Genomic DNA, 6,090 nt, shown 5'->3' with positions numbered 1-6,090 from the left:
TCCGGCTGTTCGCCGGTTAAAGTGGTACGCGAGCTGGGTTCAGAACGTCGCGAGACAGTTCGGTCCTTATCCGCTGTGGGCGCAGGAAGAGTGAGGGGTTCAGACCTTAGTACGAGAGGACCGGGTCTGACGAACCACTGGTGTTCCAGTTGTCTTGTCAAAGGCAGTGCTGGGTAGCTATGTTCGGAAAGGATAAGCGCTGAAAGCATCTAAGCGCCAAGCCTCTCCCAAGATGACTCTTCCCCGAAGGATCGTGGCAGACCACCACGTTGATAGGCTTCCGGTGTAAGCATGGTAACATGTTCAGCTGAGAAGTACTAATAATCCGTTCGGCTTGGTCATTTCCTCATCCTCTTACTTTAAGAGATGAGCGAAATTGACAAATTTAAACAAAACTCAGCCTGAAAAGGGCTGTATGAAACTCCTGTATGTAGATGTCAGAGAATCGGTAAAGCGCCATAAAGCGCCATAAAGCGTCGTAAGGCGACTTGGCCGGGTTCTTTGACAACCAAATAAAACGAAAAGCGACGGTTCAGTTGGAGTAAAATCCAATTGACCGCAGGGGAACCGATATGAAAGTATCGAAACCCATCGCTGCGAAGCAGCGATCAAATCCCCATGAAATGGGGTCGTTAGAAGTCTGGCGAATTTGAGGTTCGACTCACACCCCCCAGTGAGAAACCTCCCAGATTGAGCCTTAGTGTGGCCTCAAATTCGTCAGACTTCTGGTGATCCCAGCGCAGTGGACCCACCCGTTCCCATTCCGAACACGGAAGTGAAACGCTGCAGCCCCGATGATAGTGCATGTCTAGCTTGTGCGAAAGTAGGACGTCGCCAGTTTTACGCCCCATCTCTTGTTAAATCAGGAGATGGGGCTTTTTCTTTGCCGAGAAGCAGGGCAGTTGCGGAAACGGAAGCTGCCGGCGAGGGGAAGTGAGCGGTGGAACCGCAACCAAAGAAATTTTTAAACGCAGAGGTCGCGGAGACGCAGAGAAGAAGCGGAGAGATGCTGAAAAGTGGGAATTGATTCCCGGCCGCAGGTATGGGCCAAAGGCGGGGCGTTCTGTGCGGTGCTACTTTCCGCTTTCACTTTTCACTCTCTTGGCCTCGTGTTTTCCCACGGCATGGCGTTGAATTATCGGCTCCCTATGCGTCTCCTTCGTATCCTGGCTTTTACTTGTTGTCTGCAGGCCTGGTCGTTGCTGGGGGCGGCGCCGCTTGTTCCGGCAGAGTTGCAACTCTTGGCGCGGGAAGGCAAAGAGCGGTTCGAACATGGCGATTATTTCGCGGCGGAACGGACTTATCGAAAGATCCTCGCCCAGGCGCCGAACAATCTCTACGCGCAGGATGACCTGCCGGCTCCGCAGGGGAGCGTAAGTCCGGGCCCGCCGGTCATGCGGGTGGTGGATGCGCCGGCGTCTTCCTCTTCGCCGGGCATTCCTCCGGCGATGCAGGCCCAGGCAAATGAAGCCCGGCAAGCATTCGAGAAAGGCGATTACCGCAAGGCGGAAGGGATCTATCGCGAGATATTGAAGACGGCGCCGGACAATCTTTCCGTGCTCTCCAATCTCGGTGTGGTGCTCTTCCGGCAGAAGAAGCTCAAGGAGGCCGAGGATTGCTTTACCAAGGCCATCGCCATCGAGCCGGTGGACGGTTTCGCGCATTGCACGCTGGGCATCGTCTACTACACGCAGGGCAAATACGACGTGGCGATCAGCGAATTGAACAAAGCGATCGCGGTCGATGGAAAGAACGCCACCGCCCACAACTATCTCGGCGTCACGTGGAGCCAGAAGGGCCACCAGGAGCAGGCCCAAAGGGAATTCGAGACGGCCATCGCGCTCGATCCGAACTATGCCGATGCGGATTACAATCTTGCCGTGCTCCTCGCGACGAAGAGTTCGCCCGACATGGAAAAGGCCCGCCAGTATTACCAGCAGGCGCGGAAGTTGGGCGCGGAAGCGGACCCAGCGTTGGAAAGATTGATGGGCCAGAAAGGGGCAAACAATGCGCCTGCCAAATCCCTGCATCCGGTGGTGAAATTCGACAAAAAGCGCAGTGGTTTCGGCGACTTTTACACGCCACAGGAAATGGACTGGATGCGCCGGTATTCGCTCGCGCCGTAATGGTGGTCGGGTTCCAATTTCACATCTGATTGATGAGAGGGGACTACACTTTGCTCAGACAAGCCGAGTTGGAGTCCGAATAAGAAGCCCGACGTTCAACCAAACGCTGCAAAGAATGCGTCGCCGCGTCACGCCTTGTGCTACTTTCCTTGCCGCATGGAATTCCTGAGTGACTCGCATTTCTGGGGCCGATGGGGCTCGATCGTCCTGCTCGACCTCGTGCTGGCCGGAGACAATGCGCTGGTCATCGCCCTGGCCACGCGGACGCTGCCAGCACGACAACAATTCTGGGGGCGCGTCGTCGGCACGCTCGGGGCGATCGGGTTGCGGCTCATTTTCATTGTCGCCATCACCTGGCTGCTCACGTTGCCGCTGCTGCGTTTCCTTGGTGGGGCGTTGCTCGTCTGGATCGCGATCAAGCTCGTCCATCAGCCGCCGCATCACGCCGGAAAAGTCCGCCAGGGCACCACCATCGCGGAGGCGATCTGGATCATCATGCTCGCGGATTTGGTGATGAGTTTTGACAACGTCATGGCCATCTCCGGCGTCGCGCAGGGCGATTTCGTGCTGGTCGTCTTTGGCCTGCTCCTGTCGTTGCCACTGGTCGTGTGGGGGAGTGGTCTGCTGGCCCGGTTGATGAACCGCGTTCCGTTCATCATCTGGCTCGGTGGCGGCGTGCTTGGCTGGGTGGCGATGAAGATGATCTTCAATGATCCGCTGGTCGTGAACTGGCTGGGAGAAACGCTCGCGCAGGTGCTCCATCAATTCGCCCCGTGGCTGTTGGGAACAGTGATCGCGTTGCTGGGTTGGCGGTTCGCCCGCAATCTGGAGCGGAGCAAGGACGCTGCCTGAGATCCGAGCATGGCTTTCCAATTTTTCCGAGCCGCGGTCTTCGAAGCCGAAACGCCGCCGCGCCGGCTTTCCGCGGACTTGCAGGAACTCCTCCGCGAGACGGCAGGTCGCGCAGTGACGCTGGGCGAACTCGAGCAGATCCTGAAAGGGCGTGGGGCTGCGCTGTTTCTCCTGCTCATATCGCTGCCCTTCGCTTTTCCGATCGCGATTCCGGGACTGTCGATCCCGTTTGGCATCGTCATCATGCTGCTCGGGCTGCGGATCACTTTCGGCATGAAGCCGTCGTTGCCCGGCTTCATCCAGCGCCGGGAAGTGTCGCGGGCGATGTTGGAGAAGATTGTGAGCTACGGCCTGAAGCTGGCCACGAAGATGGAAAAGCTGGTCAAGCCGCGGATGCACTTCCTCCAGCGCTGGCCGGGAATGATCAATCTCATCGGCCTCGGGATCGCTTCCGGCGGCTTTCTGCTGGCCCTCCCGTTACCCCCGCTCATTCCATTTTCCAATACGATCCCGGCAGTTTCCGTGTTGCTGCTGACGGCCGGCCTCATGGAGCGGGACGGGTTGCTGGTCCTCTTCGGCCACGTGGTGACTATCGGCGCCTGGATCTATTTCGGGGTCATGTTTACTCTCGTCGGCAGCGGTGTGACTCACCTCTGGGACAAATATGGGGGGTAAAATCTTTTATCTCGGAACGAATTTAGCTTTGCATTCTGCTGAGAAATCACAGTAGTTTTCGACAACCTGCATGAAGACCCTCCTCAGTCTCGTTTTTGTTTCCCTCCTCGCTGCGACCGCCATGGCGGACATCCAGGATCCCCCCGGCAATGATTTTGGCCCCTCGCGCAAGCTCGGTCGCGGCTTGGCGAATTTGGCCTTCGGCGTGGTCGAAATTGTCTACCAGCCGTCCGTTACCAATTTCTACGAAGGCAATTCGGCGGCCTTTTCCTACGGTGGCGTGAAGGGCTTCGGTCGCTACATTCTCCGGACGGGTGCGGGTATCTGGGAGATTGCGACCTTCCCGTTTGCGACCAATCGTGGCACCTACAAGCCGCCGTATCGCAGCGATGTCCCGTGGATCCATGGCGGTCTCGAGGAATTTCCGCCGGAACTCGGTTTCGAAAGCCACTATCGCTACTCGCGCGAATACGAGAGCAGCTGGTAAGCTCTTTTTTCTTTCCTGAAAAAGGCTTCCGCCTCGTCGGCGGAAGCCTTTTTTTTTCCCTTATGCCCAATCCTGCTCCTCTATCTCTCGAAATTCATGACGTCGCCTTTGGCGGCAAGGGCGTCGCCCGTCATGAAGGAAAAGTCTACTTCGTGCCGTTCACCATTCCGGGCGAGAAAATCACCGCGCGCGTGCTGCGGCAGAAGAAGAACTTTGCCGAGGCGGAGCTCATCAAGGTGGAGTCGCCGTCGCCGGATCGCGTCGAACCGCCGTGTCCCTATTTTAGTGAGTGCGGTGGCTGCAGCTATCAGCACATCACCTATGCGCGGCAATTGCAGATCAAGGCCGCGCAGGTGGAGCAGACCCTGCGGCGCGTCGGGCGCATGGAGACGGTGCCGATGCGGCCGATTGTCGCCGCGCCGCAACCGTACGGCTATCGCAACCGCATTCGCGTGCATTCCGAAGGCGGGGTGACCGGATTCTTCGCCCAGGATGCGCACGTGCTGGTCGATATCGAGCAATGCCTTCTCGCCGTGCCGGAAGTAAACCGGGCCTTGAAACGTCTGCGCGACACCCCCGGTGCGGGAGGGGGATTATTCGCTGCGCGCGCCGGGTGGCGGACCATTTTTCGAGCAGACGAATCCGGAGGTGGCGGCGCTGCTGGTCGAGACGGTGCGCACGGCCGTTCGCGGAAAGGGAGTGCTCGTCGATGCCTATAGTGGCGCGGGTCTTTTTGCGCGGGCGCTGGCGGATCGTTTTGAGAAGGTCGTGGGAATCGAGGAAAATTTCGCGGCGGTGGAAAGTGCGCGACGTTCGGCGCAGCCGCACGAGTCTTACATTGCCGGCGAAGTAGGCGCCCATTTGGGTGAAGTGCTTTCGGTACACGATGCCGCGCAAACGACGCTGCTGCTGGATCCGCCGACCGAAGGGCTTGCGGCGCGGGTGTGTGATCTCGTGCTCGGCGGTGCGCCGGCGGAGGTGATTTATGTTTCGTGCAACCCGGCCACGCTGGCGCGCGATCTCGCGTTGCTGCGCAGCAGCTATGAGCTGCTCAGCGTCACGCCGCTGGATATGTTCCCGCAGACGGCGGAGATCGAGGTGGTTGTGCACCTCGTGCGGAAGTAAGTCGCGCCAGATGCGAAAATTCGATCAGGGCGCTGACGGAGCGGCGCCCTGCACGCGGTAGCGGCCGTCTTTCTCGACCGCGACCGTCGGCAATGTGCGGTGCCGTTCGAAGAACTCGAACCCCGGGCGCAACTGAGTCCAGAATACCGCCAACTCTGGCCGCTGCCTGATCTCGCCCGTGGCAAATTGCTCCCACCCGGAGCCATTCATCCGGCTCGGAAAAACGTGCACCTGGATGCGCGCCTGTCCGCGTGCCTGGGCATCGAGCGCCGCGAGATAGACCTCTTCGATGGCATTGTCTCCCAGCGGCGCGCAACCGATGGAAACATTGCTGCCGTGAATGAAAATGTCACTGCCCGGTTGATCGTGATCCGACAAGACGAGGTCGGAGGCGTTGGGATAATTCAAGCCGAGCGAGAGATGGAATGAGCTCTTCGGGTTGAAGCGGTTGATCTCGTAAAAGCCCTCTGGCACTTGCCGGTCTCCTTCCCGGCGTTTCGGTCCAGGCGTGCCCGAGGAAGCGAGGATCGGATAGGTAGCCACGAGGCGGAAGCGCCGCCCCGGATCGCGCGCCCACAGTTCCAGCATCGCCTCCCGCTTCAGCCAGCGCAGGAAAACTTCCCCAGGATACCCCACCGCAGCCGCGTGATACTTCTGCCTGAGCGCCGCTTCATGCTGCTGACGCGCCACGGCAATGCGGTCGGTAGTGTCGTTATCAGGAGAGGCAGGGGCGGGCACGGCTTGCGCCCAAGCATGGGCGCCCACCAGCGAGAGGGCGATGGCAATCGTCGCCACCAGAAGGGCGGGGGACGCTTTGCTCATAGG

Annotated in this window: 7 protein-coding genes and 2 rRNA genes; 8 read left to right on the top strand and 1 reads right to left on the bottom strand. The window is 59.1% G+C overall.

What is annotated here, in order from left to right:
- The 8 genes from CFE428DRAFT_RS31505 to CFE428DRAFT_RS31470 form a co-directional block, all read left to right on the top strand.
- A 23S ribosomal RNA gene (locus CFE428DRAFT_RS31505) occupies window positions 1-342 on the top strand; the annotation flags it as partial.
- 382 nt (window positions 343-724) lie between these two features.
- A 5S ribosomal RNA gene (gene rrf / locus CFE428DRAFT_RS31500) occupies window positions 725-840 on the top strand.
- A 308-nt stretch (window positions 841-1,148) separates the two neighbouring features.
- The gene (locus CFE428DRAFT_RS31495) at window positions 1,149-2,126 is read left to right on the top strand and encodes a tetratricopeptide repeat protein (protein ID WP_157447715.1); all 978 of its coding nucleotides are present in this window, start codon (window positions 1,149-1,151) and stop codon (window positions 2,124-2,126) included.
- A gap of 156 nt (window positions 2,127-2,282) precedes the next feature.
- The gene (locus tag CFE428DRAFT_RS31490) at window positions 2,283-2,978 is read left to right on the top strand and encodes a TerC family protein (protein WP_006983801.1); all 696 of its coding nucleotides are present in this window, start codon (window positions 2,283-2,285) and stop codon (window positions 2,976-2,978) included.
- A gap of 9 nt (window positions 2,979-2,987) precedes the next feature.
- On the top strand, window positions 2,988-3,653 hold the full coding sequence (locus tag CFE428DRAFT_RS31485; RefSeq protein ID WP_006983800.1) for an exopolysaccharide biosynthesis protein: 666 nt from the start codon (window positions 2,988-2,990) through the stop codon (window positions 3,651-3,653).
- A 70-nt stretch (window positions 3,654-3,723) separates the two neighbouring features.
- A complete protein-coding gene (locus tag CFE428DRAFT_RS31480) occupies window positions 3,724-4,140 on the top strand; it encodes an exosortase system-associated protein, TIGR04073 family (RefSeq protein WP_006983799.1) in 417 nt (138 codons plus the stop codon).
- Between the two features lie 62 nt (window positions 4,141-4,202).
- Complete coding sequence (locus tag CFE428DRAFT_RS31475; protein ID WP_006983798.1) at window positions 4,203-4,859, top strand: class I SAM-dependent RNA methyltransferase; 657 nt, start codon at window positions 4,203-4,205, stop codon at window positions 4,857-4,859.
- Complete coding sequence (locus CFE428DRAFT_RS31470; RefSeq protein WP_006983797.1) at window positions 4,813-5,265, top strand: class I SAM-dependent RNA methyltransferase; 453 nt, start codon at window positions 4,813-4,815, stop codon at window positions 5,263-5,265. The genes CFE428DRAFT_RS31475 and CFE428DRAFT_RS31470 overlap by 47 nt, the downstream gene beginning before the upstream one ends.
- Before the next feature lie 24 nt (window positions 5,266-5,289).
- Here the strand turns inward: CFE428DRAFT_RS31470 and CFE428DRAFT_RS31465 are convergent, their stop codons facing one another.
- Window positions 5,290-6,087, bottom strand: a complete 798-nt coding sequence (locus CFE428DRAFT_RS31465; RefSeq protein ID WP_006983796.1) for a L,D-transpeptidase family protein — start codon at window positions 6,085-6,087, stop codon at window positions 5,290-5,292.
- Window positions 6,088-6,090: the final 3 nt, after the last annotated feature.

This window comes from Chthoniobacter flavus Ellin428, from assembly GCF_000173075.1.
In the GTDB taxonomy this organism is placed as follows: Bacteria; Verrucomicrobiota; Verrucomicrobiia; order Chthoniobacterales; family Chthoniobacteraceae; genus Chthoniobacter; species Chthoniobacter flavus.
Note: the sequence above shows the minus strand (reverse complement) of the source record. Positions and strands in the feature narration are given on the sequence as shown.